The sequence below is a fragment of the Xylanibacter caecicola genome (assembly GCF_013166515.1).
In the GTDB taxonomy this organism is placed as follows: domain Bacteria; phylum Bacteroidota; class Bacteroidia; order Bacteroidales; family Bacteroidaceae; genus Prevotella; species Prevotella caecicola.
In genome coordinates, this window is sequence record NZ_JABKKJ010000001.1 from 158385 (window position 1) to 175886 (window position 17502).

At 49.0% G+C, this 17502-nt stretch carries 9 protein-coding genes; all 9 read left to right on the plus strand.

Features of this window, described 5'->3' with window-relative positions:
• Positions 1 to 155: 155 nt before the first annotated feature.
• The 9 genes from HPS54_RS00640 to HPS54_RS00680 all read left to right on the plus strand — a co-directional run bounded on the left by HPS54_RS00640 (position 156) and on the right by HPS54_RS00680 (position 17374).
• On the plus strand, positions 156 to 2225 hold the full coding sequence (locus HPS54_RS00640; RefSeq protein ID WP_172343564.1) for a M6 family metalloprotease domain-containing protein: 2070 nt from the start codon (positions 156 to 158) through the stop codon (positions 2223 to 2225).
• 565 nt (positions 2226 to 2790) lie between these two features.
• Entirely contained in the window at positions 2791 to 3714 is a 924-nt protein-coding gene (locus HPS54_RS00645; RefSeq protein WP_172343565.1) for a tyrosine-type recombinase/integrase, read from the plus strand.
• A gap of 691 nt (positions 3715 to 4405) precedes the next feature.
• A complete protein-coding gene (locus HPS54_RS00650) occupies positions 4406 to 6490 on the plus strand; it encodes a M6 family metalloprotease domain-containing protein (protein WP_172343566.1) in 2085 nt (694 codons plus the stop codon).
• 38 nt (positions 6491 to 6528) lie between these two features.
• A complete protein-coding gene (locus tag HPS54_RS00655) occupies positions 6529 to 7014 on the plus strand; it encodes a TlpA family protein disulfide reductase (RefSeq protein ID WP_172343567.1) in 486 nt (161 codons plus the stop codon).
• Between the two features lies 1 nt (position 7015).
• Complete coding sequence (locus HPS54_RS00660) at positions 7016 to 8677, plus strand: DUF6029 family protein (protein WP_172343568.1); 1662 nt, start codon at positions 7016 to 7018, stop codon at positions 8675 to 8677.
• A 6-nt stretch (positions 8678 to 8683) separates the two neighbouring features.
• Positions 8684 to 9484, plus strand: coding sequence for an Omp28 family outer membrane lipoprotein (locus HPS54_RS00665; protein ID WP_172343569.1), 801 nt, complete (start codon positions 8684 to 8686; stop codon positions 9482 to 9484).
• 14 nt (positions 9485 to 9498) lie between these two features.
• The gene (locus HPS54_RS00670) at positions 9499 to 10152 is read left to right on the plus strand and encodes a hypothetical protein (RefSeq protein ID WP_172343570.1); all 654 of its coding nucleotides are present in this window, start codon (positions 9499 to 9501) and stop codon (positions 10150 to 10152) included.
• A 49-nt stretch (positions 10153 to 10201) separates the two neighbouring features.
• On the plus strand, positions 10202 to 13618 hold the full coding sequence (locus HPS54_RS00675) for a hypothetical protein (RefSeq protein WP_172343571.1): 3417 nt from the start codon (positions 10202 to 10204) through the stop codon (positions 13616 to 13618).
• Between the two features lie 81 nt (positions 13619 to 13699).
• Positions 13700 to 17374: a choice-of-anchor J domain-containing protein gene (locus HPS54_RS00680; RefSeq protein WP_172343572.1), complete on the plus strand. Its 3675-nt coding sequence runs from the start codon at positions 13700 to 13702 to the stop codon at positions 17372 to 17374.
• Positions 17375 to 17502: the final 128 nt, after the last annotated feature.

Sequence of the window (17502 nt, forward strand, 5' to 3'; positions counted from 1 at the left end):
AATGCCTGCGGACTGCAAATTCATTAATAATTGAATATTGAATGCGGGCGGATTGCAAATCCACCCGAACGTGAGGCAGGGGTGGTTGGTAGTATAACAAGAAAGATAAATCCATCGAACTTACTATAAAATATTAATTAAAAACACAACAACAAATGAGAAAGATATTAATGTCGTCTATTCTTGCTCTATGTGCATTGTCTGCAACAGCTATCCCCGCCAAGCGCGGAACATGGAAGACAATAATCTTGGAGGACGGGACGTCGGTGCGGGCAGAGCTGTACGGTGATGAGTATGCACACTTCTGGCGTACAGCCAAAGGCGATGCCTACGTGCAGAAAGCCGGGGCGGACATATTCGTGAAAACAACTCCCGAGGCTGTAAATGCCAAGGCGCAGGAGATGAGAAAGAGCAACAGCGAGCGCAGGATGAAGCGTGCGGCAAAGAGGGCAGTGGGCACGGCATCGTCCGTGAACAGCGGTTCGCACAAGGGACTGATAATCCTTGTGCAGTTCCAAAATCTGAAATTCAGGACGGGTCATGACAATGCCTATTATAATAATGTGGCAAACACCGTGGGCTTTACAAACTCTGAGGGTTACCGCGGCAGCGTTCATGACTATTTCCTGTCGCAGAGCGACGGCAGGTTCGACCTTACATTCGATGTTGCCGGTCCGTACACGCTCTCAAAAAACTATGAATACTACGGTGAAGACGGTACGTCGAAAGACATACATGCCTATGACATGATAACCGAGGCGTGCCGCGCCGCCGACAAGGATGTTGATTTCTCAAGATACGATTGGGACGGTGACGGAGAGGTTGAGCAAGTATACGTTCTCTTTGCAGGCAACGGACAAGCGGGCGGAGGAGACAGCAATACCATCTGGCCGCACGAGTTTGTGCTGCAGCCCTCCATAACTCTCGACAATACAAGGCTGTATACATACGCTTGCGGAAGCGAGCTGGTGCACGGGCGTGCCGGAGGTATCGGCACGTTCTGCCATGAATTCAGCCATTGCTTAGGTCTTCCGGACATGTACGACACCGACTATAGCGGAGCATACGGCATGGGTCCGTGGAGCCCCATGGACCAGGGCAGCTACAACGGCAACAGCATGCTGCCGGCAAACTATACTGCCTATGAACGGGTGTTCAGCGGCTGGCAGCAGCCTGTGGAACTTACGGGCGAGGTTGAGGTGAACGGCATGGAGGCTCTCGACAACGGCGGCAAAACATATATTATCTATAACAAGAGCAACCGTAATGAGTATTACATGCTCGAAAACCGCCAGCTTACGGGTTGGGATGCGGCTCTTCCCTCATCCGGACTTGTCATAACCCATGTGGACTATAATTGGTATTCGTGGGCGACAAACAATGTGAACAACGACCCCGCTCATCAGCGTTGTACGGTTTTCCATGCCGACAACGGGATAGCCAATGATGCCGGTGTACCTTATCCTTACCGCACCAACAACAAGCTGACGGATACGTCTTCTCCGGCAGCCACGCTGTTCAATTATAATAACGGCAAGCGTTACATGAACTATCCCATAACCGATATAAAGCAGGAAAACGGTCTTATCTCTTTCAAGGCGGGAACAGCAGAGGTTATTTCGGACTTTAACGGTCCTTCGACAGACCCGACGGATGCGGTGTTCTACGAGTCTTTCGACAAGTGTACGGGACAGGGAGGCAACGATAACTTCTGGGGAACGGAAGTGACATTCGCCAACATGCGTGCCGACAATGAAGGCTGGTACTATCAGTACGGATATGGTGCAGACCGGTGTGCAAAGTTCGGAAAAACGGCAAAAGACGGTAATACAGCCACTCCGGTACTTAAACTCAATGGTGAATACGATCTTTATTTCAAGGCAGCACCGTATAATACAGACGAAACGGAGTTGACACTTGTGTTGAACGGAACCGGAGACATGGAGCAAACCGACTTTGTCATGGAAGCCGGCAAGTGGACGGAGTTCCACACAACATTCACCGCAATAGGCGACACACGTATAGTTTTCAAGCCCGAAAAGCATTTCTTCCTCGATGAAGTCATCGTCAAGAAAAGCACTTCTACGGATATCATGGGAATACAGGTGTCGCCTTCAACCGGTGTAAAAAGTATATATAGTATCGACGGCAGATATATGGGTACGGATGCGTCCGTGCTGGGAAAAGGAATATATATCGTGAATGGCCGTAAGATTGTGAAATGAATATAATAAGGAGATAAAAGAAGATAGGAGAAGATATGTGGCTTGCGCCACGGGAGATAAAGGACAGTTGTATTGAAACAAACAACAAAGCATATGTCCTCTATCTCCCTTTATCTTCTCCTATCTTCTTTTATCTCCTTTTTATATTGGGCTTTCATCCTCCGAGTAGGGCTGTACCATGGTGCAGCCGCCGTGATTATGAATTATAATCCGCTGTCATTACGAATGACACAAGCCATGCGGTTTCGGATGCACCGGGGTGCATCCCTACCTGTAAGCAGGCTCTATCTCCTTCTTTATCTCCCTCTCTTTTTGTTTAAAAAATGTAATTTTACCGTCTGTCTTTTGCAGATAAGTAAACCATTCATATCTTTATCGTCGTTTTCATGATGATATGTGTGGCATGTCGGCACTTTCTTTGGCAGTATAAAGTTTTATGTCCTTATCCCGTCCCCGCGTATGTCCTTATGCCGGGACAGGCTCTTTTGTTCATGATGCTTGGCGTCATAAATGTTTCAGACAGGGTCAAGTACCTTATTATAAACAATTTAAATCATTTTGACTTATGAACGAGAAAACATTCGGTGAAGTGTATTCATCATGGAAGGAAGCGAAAAAAGAGTTTGTAAAGCGTTCCACACTGTCCGTCTATACCCTGCTGGCGGAAAAACACCTGTTGCCGACCTTCGGTCAGCGGACGGATATACGCGAGGATGACGCACAGACCCTTGTGCTGCAAAAGATATCCGAGGGACTGAGCCATAAGAGCGTCAAGGATATAATGATTGTGCTAAAGATGGTAATGAGGTTCGGTATAAAGACCGGTTGGGCTGTCAACACGGAATGGGACATAAAGTATCCTAAGGAGCACCGCAAGCAGGGACTGAAGGTGCTTACCACTTCGGAGCAGAGGCGGATAATGGATTTTCTGGCGCAGCACATGTCATACCGCAATCTCGGCATATACATCTGTCTCAGCACAGGTATGCGTATCGGTGAGATATGTGCACTGAAGTGGAGCGATATAAACATAAGCGACCGCGTGATAAACGTGCAGCGCACAATAGAGAGAATATACATTACCGATGCCGACCACCGACATACCGAGGTTGCGGAGGGACCTCCTAAGACGGTAAACTCCATAAGGGAGATACCCATCGGCATGCAGCTGATAAAGATGCTGCGCCCTATAATGAAGATTGTGTACCACGATGCGTATATACTTACCAACGACACCAAACCACTTGAACCGCGCCTTTACCACAATTATTACAACAACATGATAAGGAGGCACAACCTGCCCCGGATAAACTTTCACGGATTGCGCCACAGCTTTGCCACACGCTGCATAGAGAGCAAGTGCGACTACAAGACGGTGAGCATAATCCTGGGACATGCAAACATATCCACCACGATGAACCTTTACGTGCATCCGGGCATTGACCAGAAGCGTAAATGTATAGACAGGATGATGAGGGTATTGAGATAAGTTGGCGTCTTGTTTTGCAACACCCTCATGTTGTGATGGCTGCCTGTATCTTCTTGTAAATCAAGATGATACCTCCGATGTTGCAAAAGGTGCCCTTTTGGAGGCTGAAAGACGGCATTTAGTCTTCCAAAAGGGCACCTTTTGCAATGCGATTTGCCATGTTTTGCAATAGGGTATGTATCCGTTGCCCGGATAAGGACACGTGCGGAAAGAAGCTAATGGGAGCTAAGGGGAGATAAAAGAAGATATAAGAAGATAAAGTGAGATAAAAGACAATAGCCTTGTTGCTTTTTACAAGACTATTGTCCCTTATCTCCTGTGGCATGAGTCACATATCTTCTCCTGTCTCCATCTATCTCCTTATTGTATCACGACACCCTGCAGAGCAGGTCGGACACCAGACCGGAGGCTTCTGGGATAGTCTCTTCCTACAGCCGAAAAGATGTATATAAGCAGGTAAAATATAGCAAATGGATGTTAAATTATATTTAATTTACGTATTGCAAAATTAAACATCCTTAAATTACCCCCCCAGAATTGTTTAATAATCGTAATACGATTAATTTTGCAAAAATAAGCTAAAAGTCGTGAAGACGATGTAATGCCGGTATTGCATGCAACATTCTCCATATTGGAGGACGTGTCTTATCGTAACTTCAATAATAAGTGACAATCATAATACACACAATAGATGAATAGACTTTTCTTGTCCATATCATTACTTTTCGTAATGTTGGGCGCGTCTGCCGTGCCTGCCAAGCGCGGTATATGGCGTACTCTGCCTCTTGTCGGTGGCGGCGAGGTTCATGCAGAACTTATTGGTGATGAATGTTTGAATTATTATAAGTCAGCGGCAGGAACGTTCTATGTTCCTGTCGCTGACGGTTTTTATGATGTTGCCGACATCGCTTCCCTCAAAGCCGCGGCAGGGGAGAAGCGTGCCGTGTCGGATGAAAGGCGCCTAAGACGGGGCGCAAAGGCACGTGCCGGAGCGCGTGTCGGAGGAACCGTTAAGGGACTTGTCATATTGGTGGAGTTTAAAGACACCAAGTTCTCTTCGGACAACGCACAGCCGCTTTACAACGATATCCTTAATGCCGAAAATTATAAGAATGACAAAGGTTTCGTAGGTTCCGTGCGAGACTATTTCCGCGATCAGAGCAACGGTCGGCTGCTTATAGACTTCGACGTGACGGGTCCGGTGCAGATGCCCAACGGCTATGCCTATTACGGAGCCAACACCGGGCTTCTCGGAAGCGATGCACATCCCGATGAAATGGTTGAATATGCCTGCAAAGCCGTGGCAGGCAAGGTGAATTTCGCCGACTACGACTGGGACGGTGACGGAGAGGCAGATCAGGTTTGTATCATATATGCCGGACGCGGCGAGGCTTCGGGAGGCGATGCCAACACTATCTGGCCTCACGAGGGACAGCTGACAAGATATGGCAAAGACGTGGTGATAGACGGAGTGAAGGTCGATACTTACGCACTCAGCTGCGAACTGGGCGAGAAAGGAACCATCGACGGCATCGGAACATTCTGTCACGAATTTTCCCACTGTCTCGGCATTCCCGACATGTACGACACGTCCAACAGCGGAGGCTACGGCATGTACCGTTGGGACATCATGAGCTATGGCAACTACAACGGCGACAGCTTTGTACCCGCCGCATATACAAGCTACGAGCGTTGGCTTGCCGGTTGGATAGAGCCGGTGGAACTGAAAGAAGACACCGACATAAGCGGCATGAAGTCTTTGGAAGAGGGCGGCACAGCGTACATTATATATAACGATGGCGACAGGAATGAGTATTATCTTCTGGAAAACCGTCGCAAGACAGGCTGGGATGCGGCGCTTCCGGGCGAAGGTCTGCTCGTGATACATGTAGACTACGATGCCAAGTTGTGGGCGGAAAATACCGTCAACAGCAGCAAAGGCAGTCATCCGCACCTCTCACCCATTGCCGCCGACAACTCATACGTGTCAGAAGACGCCGACTGTGCAGGCGATGTGTTCCCGTACAACGGCAACAACAGTCTGACAAACACCACCACGCCAGCGGCAACGCTGTATAACAAGAACACCGACGGCTCTTATTTCATGAACAAGTCGGTTGAAGATATAACGAAAAACGAAGACGGTACCATGTCGTTCGCGTTCAGAGTGGTAGACGAAAAGCCGCAGCCCGATGTCGAAGGCAACTGGTTCTACGAGTCGTTTGACAAGTGTGCCGGTATCGGCGGTAACGACGGTAAATGGGGAAATGCCTCTACGGGTGGATTTCCGCAAGATTTCCTTACCGACAATGCAGGGTGGGAGAGCGACAACGCCAACAACCTGCGCCCTGCCGACAAGTGCGCCAAGTTTACCGGCGGAACGGTGAAAAGCCCGATGTTCTATTTCGACAACGGAGCGGTGATAACGTTCAAGGCTGCTCCGTGCAACGGATATGCCGAGACGCTGACCCTCGGCACAGACAGGGGAACGCTCGGACAGACAACGTTCACCATGACCAACGGTGCGTGGACAGAGTTCAAGACAACCCTTTCAGGCGAAGGCTATACACAGTTGTCGTTCACTACAGGCGGTCCGTTCTTTGTAGACGAGTTGCGCGTGAGCACTCCTTCCGCAACGGGTATAGACCATGTCGTTGCGCCGTCGGCGTCTGCCGGCAAACGCATCTACAGCATCGACGGTCGCTATATGGGCACCGACATCGACGTTCTTGCCAGGGGACTGTATATCGTAGGCGGCAGAAAGGTGGTTAAATAAAACTGTGTGATACCGATAATTAAAAAATACAAGATATAATGAGAAAAGTTTTAGCAATTGCATTCGTGCTCCTTTGCCTCGGCGGCAAGGCATTGGCACAACTGCCGTCGGTGACGCTTAAAGACATCAACGGCAAGACCGTGAGAACGGACACTTTGTCCAACGGCGGCAAACCGTTCATCATCGACTTCTTCGCAACGTGGTGCAAACCCTGTAACCGCGAGTTGAAGGCAATACACGAGGTGTATCCCGACTGGCAGGAAGAAACCGGCGTGAAGCTCATCGCCGTGTCGATAGATCAGGCACAGAACATCAACAAGGTGAAGCCCATGGTCGACGAACAAGGCTGGGAATATGAGGTGCTCCTCGACCCTAATGGCGATTTCAAGCGCGCGCTCGGCATACAGATGATACCATACGTGCTCATTGTCGACGGCAAGGGTAACATTGTGTACAAGCACAACGGTTATACCGACGGTGCGGAGAATGAATTGATAGAGAAGGTAAGAGAACTTGTAAAGTGATATGAGAAGAATATATACCATTATTACCGCGGCTATGCTGTCGTCTGCGGCATACGCGCAGGTGGACATCGGCAAGGGCGTGTCGGTGACGGGAAGTTTGCAGAGCGACATGCTTGTGCCTATGGGCAAGCAGGAAGACGGCTCTCACGAGGATTTCCGCACAAACACATACGCCGACATGAGTCTGATGAGCAAGAACATCGACTTGGGCGTAAGGCTCGAATACCTCGATCACCCGCTGCCGGGCTTTGAGACCGACAAGGGTTTCAAAGGCTGGGGCTTGGCAAACATATATGCTAAAATCCACACAAAGAACCTTGAGGTGACTCTCGGAAACTATTATGAGCAGTTCGGTTCGGGCTTCATCCTCCGCACATACGAGGAGAGAAGTCTCGGCATAGACAACTCGCTGCTTGGTGCGCGTGTTGTCGTACGCCCGTTCAACGGTGTTCAGATAAAGGCACTCACCGGCTATCAACGCCACTACTGGAGCTATAACGACGCTCTGGTGTCGGGTGCCGACGTCGAATTCAGTCTCGACCGCTGGTTCAAGGCACTGGGTGACCGGGGCGCAAGCCTCACCCTGGGCGGTTCGTGGGTGAACAAACACGGCGATGACGAGGCTGTGAGAAATGCGGATGCGACACATCGTCTCAATTTCCCGAAGAACGTCAATGCCTATGACCTGCGTGCAAACTTCAACAAAGGCGGGCTTAACATCCTTGCCGAGTATGCACAGAAAGACGCGGATCCGTCGTTCAAGAACAATTACATCTATCGCAAGGGATATGTAGGAATGCTCTCGGCGTCATACTCGAAGAAGGGCGCGTCGTTGCTGTTGCAGGCAAAACGCTCGGACAACTTCACATCGGTGAGCGACCGCACGGAAAGCGGCAGCGGCTCGGCAATAAACCATCTGCCGGCGTTTACCGAAGACCATACATATGCACTTGCTGCCCTTTATCCTTATAACACCAACAAAAACGGTGAATGGGCTTATCAGGCACAGTTCGGATACAATTTCAAGCGCCGCACGGCGATAGGCGGAAGGTATGGCATGAACGTGAAGGTGAACTTCTCGCATGTGCATGCCATCGACATGACACCCAAGGGCAGCACGGCTCTTCCGGGACTTGTACCGGGCGCATGGGGAACCGACGGTTACGGCTCGGCTTTCTGGAAATGGGGCGACGAGACATTCTATCAGGATCTGAACATACAGATAGAGCGCCGACTGACCAAGGGCTTCAAACTCAACCTTATGTACATGAACCAGTTCTATAACAAGACTGTTGTAGAGGGCGAGGGCGGAATGATACACAGCAACATCTTCATTGCCGACGGTCTGATAAGCCTCAGCCCCAAGACAAAGCTCCGTGTGGAGGGACAATACCTCACAACGGGCGAGGATGAGGGCGACTGGGCGTTCGCTCTTGCCGAACTGTCGCTGGCTCCGCACTGGATGTTCACGGCTTCGGACATGTACAACTGCGGCGAGACACAGGCTCACTATTGGCAGACATACGTGACATACAACATCAAGTCGCACCGCGTACAGCTCGGCTGGGGACGCACGCGTGCGGGCTACAACTGCTCCGGCGGCGTGTGCCGGTACATCCCGCAGACCAAAGGTTTCACTTTGTCTTACAACTATAACTTCTAAAACGTCATGAGAAAGTTCTTATATATATATATAATAATGTGTGTGGGCGTGCTTGTCGCTTCGTGCAGCGATATGGACGACAACGAGCGTTTCACCTACGTGAAGCCCGCTCCGGTGGCACGCTGCGTGCTGCTCGAAGACTATACCGGACAACTATGTGTGAACTGTCCCAAAGCTGTAGGCGTGATAAATCAGATACATGAAGTTTATGGCGACAACATCATTGCCGTCGGCATACACGGCGGACGCCTGTCACTGTCAAGCAGTCTGAGTGACTTGGGACTTGCAACCGCAGAGAGCGAGGAATACTATCAGAGTGCAGGTGCTCCGTCGCAGCCGTCGGGACGTATCAACCGTAAGGGAGAACCGTCGACAATAGACTCATGGCAGGAGCTTGTTACGTCTGAAATCGAGAAGACTGCACCCCTGTCGCTGAGCCTTGCTGCCGTTTACGATGCCGGCTCACGTACGGTTAATGTTACCGTCGGAGCGAATGGTGTGGACGGAAATGTTGCAGGAAAGCTGCAGCTTTGGATTGTAGAAGACAACATTGTGGCTCCGCAGAGACAGCCCGACGGTTCGACAAAAGTTGATTACGTGCACAACCATGTATTCCGCTCTGCCGTCAACGGCACATGGGGCGAGAGCTTCAACATTGCCGAGGGCGAGGAAAAGAGTGTTACGGCTTCGGCTGCGCTCAAAGCAAACTGGAAACCGGAAGACTGTTCTGTCGTTGCTTTTGTATATAACGAGAGCGGCGTGATGCAGGCGGCTAAGGTGAAGATTATAAACGATAACGAAGAATAAACAAAAAGATAAGTATGAAAAAGATAAAGTTTTTGGCATTGGCAGCAGCCATGTTCCTTGGTGCAGGCAATCTTTGCGCACAGACAGACAACACGTTCGGTTTTGTCGATGCCGACGGCAACGAGGTGAAGGACGGCAGTACCGTGACATTCTATGCCGTGGAAGAGGAGGTCGTACCGGGAATGCCAATGTTCGGAGTCAAAGTGCAGTCAAAGTTCGACTTGAAGGTAAAGAACAACACAAGTGCTACAGCAAAGGTTGCTCTGAAGGTTGATGCATCCTTAAACCCTGTTTCCGGTAAGGTACAGGTCTGCTTCCCGTCTTCATGTGACTCACATGACAGAGGTTCATTTACTACTGCATCCGGTGATATGATGGCAAATGAGGTTAGAGATTTAAGTTCGGAATGGATTTTCGAAAAAGGCAAATATGCTGAAGAAACAGTGTCTCTGACAATTCTCAGTGGCGACAAAAAAGCCGTTGGACCGAAAGTTACAATCCGTTGCATCTATGCCGATCCGACAGGCATTGCCGGCACGGAGGCTGACAAGAACGTTACGGAAACGGCACGTTATGATGCCAACGGCAAGAAGCTGGGTGCTCCGCAGAAAGGCTTGAACATCGTGAAGATGAGCAATGGCGAGACACGCAAGATTGCCGTTGAATAAAGAGAACACAAAATGTGTTTATATATTTTTATCTATTAATTGTTTAATTATGAAACAAAACAAGACTTTACACAGGTATGTGGGGTACACGTTCCATGTACTTATGTTGACATTGCTGTTTCTGTGGTGCGGAAGTACCACGGCATCGGCAGTGGGTGCCGGCACAAAGGAAGACCCGTATGTGTTGGAAGACGGTGCTACCTATGAGGTAGTCAAGTATAAAGGCTTCTATGCCAAGTTTACAGCACCTTCCGCAGGTACGTTCAAACTTGGGGGAGTAGACTCTTATTCGGTCTATACCGATGAGACATTTGGAACAATAGATGAGAGCATAAGCCCGGCTTTCAACGGTGATTATGGAAATATAGCCTATACGTTTGAATGTCAGGCAGGCAAGACCTATTATGTAGGAAACAATTTTGTAATGAATGGCGGTACTGCCACTTTCAAGTTCATTACCGGTGGTGCAGAACCGGTTGAGCTGAAGTCATGCTCTCCGAAAGAAGGCAGTGTGATAAACGCAGTGACTGGAAAAGTCGACTTGGCTTTCAATCAGTCGGTGCGTGTAGGCGGATGTACCATGACATGCGGCAGCCTGACTGTCAATCCTGAAGTAATGGTCACTCTGGCATACGCTGGTGTGGATATCAAAAACCAGCTTGTGACATGGTATAATGACGGTTCGATAAAGGAAGGCGATGATATTAAGATTAAATTCACCGGTATCTCTGCCGCTTCAGACAAGAATACATTATATAATGGAGATGGCGTACTCGAACTTGCCTATAAGGTCGGTCCAAAATCTCTGATGCTTGTGTCAAGCACCAATACTCCGGCGAGCGAGACTCCTGTTAATGACTTTAAGTCATATTATATGTCATCGGATGCCACAGGCATGATTATGCTTACGTTCAGCGGCGAGGTAGGGTCTATCGAAGCAGTAAAGTTGCAATACGGTAGTGCGGAGCCTGTCGGTGATTCCGAAGCATCGGAATATTATGAGGAGGATATTACCCCCCCCAACATTCTTGGTAATACGGTTGCGTTAAACCTCAAGGGCAAGCTTCGTCGCCCTGCCGATATGTTGCCGGGTGTTACAACAACGTATTCAACCATTAACCTCTTGGTTCGTGGCGTGAAAGATGTCAATGGCAATTATGCTTATTCAGCAGGTCAGGGTACTATAGGCACTTATGGATTTAACTTCAACTATAAAGATATTGCATACGACCCGGTTGCCGACTGGGCTGTTGTTGACGGCGACGCCATAAACTCAGACACCAAGAACATAGAACTATGGTTGAAAGAGGACGGTGACAAGGCTACATTTACAGGTGTTGAGTTTGCATATAAAGACAATGGCACAGACAAGACAGCTGTTGTCGAGGCAAAGGCGCTCACCATAACAGATGATCCGGACGAGGCAACCGCTAAAATCATCACAATCCCTGTTCCTAACGTGAGCATCGATGCAAACAGCAAGGTTACGGTTTCGCTTGCCGGTGTTGAGACTCCAAGCGGAGTTGTTCCCGAATCGCTATCCGGAACATTCGACTGTACGGGAAAGGCTGTTGCTGCCGATGAACTGCAGATTATCAGCGCGGTGCTGAAAACGGAAAGCGGTGATGTGGAGATGGTTAACGGTCAGATAGGGACTATTGCACGCAATGCAATTGCAACCATCACGTTAAACAAAGAAGTAGGTTATATAACGTGGTCTATCGACGAACCGGAATCCCCTTACATAAAAAACAGTTATCAAACTCCGAATGCATCGTCATTTGATATTACAATACGTGGTGCTGCAACAAAGTTCCTGGCTGGCAAGACCTATACTTTTACACTGAAAGCATGGACTACCGAGGATGATTCTCGCGGTGGTAAAGCTCCTAACATAGGTACCGCAACATTTACGTTTACCGGTACGGAGACTCCGTATGTCTACAGTGACGTTACTCTGCTGAACCATATCAGCAAGCCATATCCATTGGTAAGCAAGGATCAGAACACCTATACTCTCGAATTCAGCGGTCCTGCTACAGTGAAAAAAGCTGTAATCAACACCGGTATGGGTTCTTCGGCAGATTGTGCTTTTGAAGCCGTACAGGGTAGTGACGACAAACAATGGGTAGTGACATTGGCTCCATCAGTTCTCAATCAGTTCGACGCATTCGACCTCAATGTGTTTGCGGAAGACAAAGAACATCATGCAATCAACAAGGCTCCGGATGCCTCGTCTATGGGTTCGGAAGACAATACATGGCTCACCATTCCTTTCTCTTGCGATTTCAACAAGCCAGACTTCACAGTAGAGCCTGCAAGCGAGTCTGTTCTTGAAAGCATCGACAAGATAACTTTCTCTTATAACGGCGGTATCAATGTCAGCTATGATGGCGGGAAGATAAACATCTGGTGCGACCGTCAGTTGGTGAAGGAGATTAAGCAAGGCGAACTGAAACGTCCGGAAGGTGAAGACACCACTGATAAACTTTGTGTAGTGTTTGACGAACCGATTACCGCTGCCGGTAACTATACGGTTGAAATTCCGGCAGGATTCTTTGTACTCGGAGAAGAATTCTCAAGCTATGCAAGCAAGGCTACATCTGTTTACTATGAGGTTAAGGCTGCAACGGGTGTAAAGATAACAGTTACTCCTGAAAGCGAATCAACTCTTGAGAGCATTGACAAGATCGTATTCACTTACGAACCGGGTATCAACGTCAACTGGAATAGCGGTAACGATGACAAGATTACCATTTATAATAAAGCGTCGCGTACCGAGGTTGCATCGTTCACAAAAGATGATGTCAAGCTTCCGGAAGATTTCTTCGATGTTACCAATGTAAGGGTGGAACTGACTGAGCCTATTACTGCAGCCGGTAATTACGAGGTTACTGTTCCCGCCGGATTCTTCTCACTTGGCGAAAGTGGCAATGACCTTAACGAGGCCATGGTTATATACTATGAGATAGCAGAGCCGAAGGAAGAACTCGTTATTGCGGTCAACCCCGCCGGTGGCACAGTGACGGAGATACCTGCAACAATAGTGTTGACGGCAGAAGGACGCGAGACAGCTAATTTCGCCGATGGTACTTCTCCGGTGTTGACAGATGACAAGAGCAACACATACGCCGCACACTATGAGTGGGGTACCGGATGGAATGAGGTGAATGTTGTTCTTGAAGGCGGTGCCATCAATGCCGCAGGTACTTATACCCTTACAATCCCTGCCGGTTCGGTATATGGTAACGACGAGACCGACACCTTCACCAAAGACATTGTCATCACCTATATTATAGAAAATGCTACAGGCATTGACAACATTGTAGCCAATGCCGGCGGTAAGGTAGACGTTTACACTATCAATGGAACAAACGTTCTTTGCAATGCCGATGCTGCTGCCGTGAAGACTCTCAACAGCGGTCTTTACATCATCGACGGCAAGAAGGTGGTTATCAAGAAATAATTTGTGACTAATGTAATTTAAGGTTGCGGGACAGTCGCTCCGCAACCTTAAATCTTTCTTAACTTATGTACAATGAAAAATATGGATATTAAGAAACTTATTTTTTGCATCATTGGCATGCTCGTGTTTGTCAATGTATCTGCTCAAGAGGTGGCTCCGCCGACAATAACCGCTTACGACTTTAAAGACCAATCGTGTATAAAAACGGTGTCAGACAACGGTAAGTGGGCTGTGTCGTTCGGCTCGGCTGTCTCCAACTCCTCCATGTCAACGAACTCCCGGCTTATAAACATAGAGACCGGCGAGGTTACGGCAATTGGACTGGAGAACGATGAGACAACACCACTTTACTGTATGGCAAGCGATGTTACAGACGACGGAATGGTTGTGGGCGAATATAAAGGCATGCCTGCAACATGGACAAAGGACGGCGGTTGGAAGATGTTGGATTTGCCGATAGGCTGGAGCGGCGGCTTTCTGGAAAGTGTCACTCCCGACGGCAGATATGCCGTGGGTAGGGCGACCTTGGATTGGAACGAGTCGCCGTTGCTGTATGACCTCACCACCGGTGAACTGCTTGATACTCCGGGTATACCTGTCAAAGGCTCTGCCGGCGAGGATTTCAAACAGATGAGGTTTACAAGCATCACCGCCGACGGTCGTTACATCAGCGGTGTAGGTGACTTATCTTATACATGGAATACTGTGAACTTTATATACGACCGCGAAAAGAAATCATGTATACGTCCCGGCTTCAAGGATGACGGCACTTCTGTGTTTGACAATGCCTATGTGGCTGAGGGCACTTTCAGCCCCAACGGTAAGTTCTTTGCCGGTTCGGCTGTTGTTTATACCGCTGCCGACGAGTACCGTTGCCCGTTTACATACAACATGGATACAGGCGAATACAAGTTGTACAATGACGCTACAGGTCAGAACTACTCTTTCATTACAGTTGACAACAATGGTGTGATGTACGGTAGTCCCTCTTCCGAAGTTTCACCGGTACGCACCCTGTATATCTTTGTAGACGGTTTCTGGTATCCGCTCGACGACCTTCTGAGTATGCGCTATGGCATAGACTATTACGTAAAGACCGGTTATGACAACACCGGTACATGTATTGGCGTGTCGGGCGACGGCAAAGTGCTGGTGGCATTTCCCGACCCTTACAAGAGCTATGCCATAAAGATGAACGAGACGTTTGCCGATGCGGCACGCAAGGTGAACCTTTTGAAAAACTATAGGGCGACACCTGCCGACGGAGCAGCCGTAACATCGCTTAGAACCGTTGAGATTGCTTTCAACTACAGCATACAGCTTCTTGGAAAGGCGGCGGACATAAAGCTCACCGACAAAGACGGCAACAGCTTCGGACGAATAGTGTCGGCAGCTCTACAGAGCAATAATGACAAAGTGCTGAAGATAACCTTCCGCTCTACTTCTCTCGCATCCGGCGAGAACTATACGCTGACTATTCCGGCGGGCATGATGGCTTTGAAGACAGACGCGTCACGCACAAACGAACAGATTGTGCTCCACTACACGGGACGTGCGGCATCGCCGGTAAAGGTGGTGTCGGTGACACCGGAGGCTGGAAACTCTCTCAGCCGCCTCTCTGCAACCACAAATCCTGTTCTGCTTACATACGACACAGACGTGAAATTGGCTGAAGGAGCAAAGGCACAGCTCTACCGCGATGAGGAGACAGAGCCTTTGGCAGAACTTAACCTGGCTACATCTACCAAGGCAGAGCAGTCTAAGATGGTGATGGTTTATCCCGCAACGACACAGTATCTCTTCCTCGGAAGCAAATATAAGATTGTAGTTCCGGCAGGTGCCGTAACCGATGTCAACGGTGACAACGCATCAACGGAGTATACAGTAAATTACGAAGGACTTTATGAGAGGGTTATCGTTGCCGACGACCAAAATCTCTACAGTGAGGACTTCAACACCGGTGTGGCAAACATGATGTTGCGTGATGGCGACGGCAAAACTCCCAACGCAGAGATGCAGGGATACGACTTCAAGGCAGGCGATGCCTATGCCTGGGTGCCGGTTCGTGATGAGGGCAGCACCGACTTTGCCGCTGCTTCCACATCGGGATATGATCCCGCAGGAAAGGCAGACGACTGGATGGTTACTCCTCAGGTTTATATTCCGGACGCAAAATGTCGTCTCGATTTCGACGCACAGGGCTTCCGGAGCAACAAGCAAGACAAACTGAAGGTCATTGTATATGCCGATGAGACAGTGCACAACTATCTCAGCGCCGAGCTTTGCGCCAAGATGCGTGCAGAAGGCGAGGTTGTTCTTGATCAGGTCGTTCTGCCGGGCAACAGCGATGAGAATCTTGCCGGCGACTGGACGGCATTCTCTTTCAAACTTGACAAATATGCGGGCAAGAGCATATATGTGGCATTTGTCAACGAGAACGAAGACCAGAGTCTTGTGTTTGTAGACAACGTAAAGATTGTACGCGACAACGGCTTTATCACTGCGCTGACCTCCGAAACAACGGTTGTGGCAAAGGAGAGCACACCTGTCAGCGGACGCATCATCGTAAACTCTGTCACGGAGACATTCAATAGCATCAGCATCAAGCTGCTCGATGCAGAGAAGAACGTGGTGGACGAGATTTCGGAAAGCGGTCTGTCGCTCAAGAAAGACGACAAGTACGACTTTACATTCAGCAAGAAACTGCCGCTTACCGTCGGTAAGGAGAACGTTATGTATATAGCCACACAGCTCGGTGCATATAGCGACGAGGTGAAATATACGGTCAAGGACCTTGCATTCCAGCCTGTAAAACGCGTGCTCATCGAAGAGAAGACGGGCATGGGCTGTCAGTTCTGTCCGCAGGGACATTTTGCATGGGAGCATCTGTCGGGCATCTATGGCGACAAAGTTATTATGGCTGCATATCATACATACTCCGGCGATATCTACGAGAGCGGAATGACTACGTATACAGATTTCCTCGGACTGAACGGCGCCCCGACGGCGAAGATAAACCGTGGCAGCGACGTATCGTCACCTATGTATTATGAAGTACGCGAGGGTAAGTATTATTATACGTTCAACTCGCCTGACGGCACCAACTGGTCAGATCTTATATCAAAGGAGTTTGAGACCGATGCCGATGCCAACCTTACGATAAGCGGAGCATACGATGTGGCCGCATCCAAGATAACCGTGCCTTACAGTGCAAGTTTCGCACTTGACATGGACAAGCAGAACATAGGTATGTTCCTCATCGTTACCGAAGACAATCTTATGGGTTATCAGGAGAATTACTTTGCAAACCAAAGTCCGGAAAACCTTATCGGAATAGAAGACTGGTGCAAGGGCGGCAAGTATGGCAGCAATCCTGTTGCGCCTTATACTCAGAACCATGTGGTGCGTGGTATCGCCGGTTCTTCTTATTACGGCTATACCGGCTATCTGCCGACAAGCATCACCGGCGGACAGGAGTATACGGGAAACATCGTGTTCGATATGCCCAAGGTGAACGAAATAAGCAACTGCAGTGTTATCTGCATGATGCTCGATGCCAATACCGGTCGTGTAATCAATGTCGCACAGGCAAAACTGACCGATGCTACAGGCATCGCGGGTACAGTGACAGGCAGCAACGGTGCCGAAGAGGTGGCACGTTATAATGCCGCAGGTCAGATGATAGAAGGTCCGCAGAAGGGCTTGAACATCATCAAGTATGCCGACGGTACAACACGAAAGGTTGTTATTAAGTGACATATCGCTCCCGTCACGTGTCTACGATGACAGGGATGCATCTTATTATAAAGCCGGCAGCAATGCCGGCTTTTTTGTTTTTGCGGCAAAGTCCTTCCATAATATTTATAGCTTCTATAGCCTCTATA